The sequence below is a fragment of the Maribellus maritimus genome (genome assembly GCF_022267315.1).
In the GTDB taxonomy this organism is placed as follows: domain Bacteria; phylum Bacteroidota; class Bacteroidia; order Bacteroidales; family Prolixibacteraceae; genus Draconibacterium; species Draconibacterium maritimum.
Window position 1 is genome coordinate 1 of record NZ_JAIKLE010000182.1, and the last position, 374, is coordinate 374.

Sequence of the window (374 nt, forward strand, 5' to 3'; positions counted from 1 at the left end):
AAAATGCTCTTCGGATGTTGAGGCAAAACTTTTTCATGTGCATTGATTATTTGGTTCCTCAGTCTTTCTTCTTTCTGTTGTTGTATTTCTTTTGCTGTGGTGAATCCCCGCTCTTTGGCAATACTTTCAGCAATGCGCTGGGTCTTTTTACTAATGTAGTTGTCTTTATATGCTTTACCGTTAAAATCAATCCGGTTAATAAAAATATGCAGGTGTTTGTGATCCCTGTCATTGTGCAAAAACGAAATATACTGTTGTCCCTTTAGTTTCATCCGTTCTAGGAAATCGTTGGTTAGTTTTGCGAAATCAGCATTGGTAAGTTTTATCCCATCAGGAATCGTTGGGCTCAGAACAAAGGAAAATGAATTTCTTTC

The 374-nt window shown here is 37.2% G+C and carries 1 protein-coding gene; it reads right to left on the minus strand.

Going from position 1 to position 374, the window contains the following annotated elements:
* The coding region (locus K5G00_RS30350) for a relaxase/mobilization nuclease domain-containing protein (protein WP_238770272.1) at positions 1–374 on the minus strand (374 nt) is incomplete at both ends.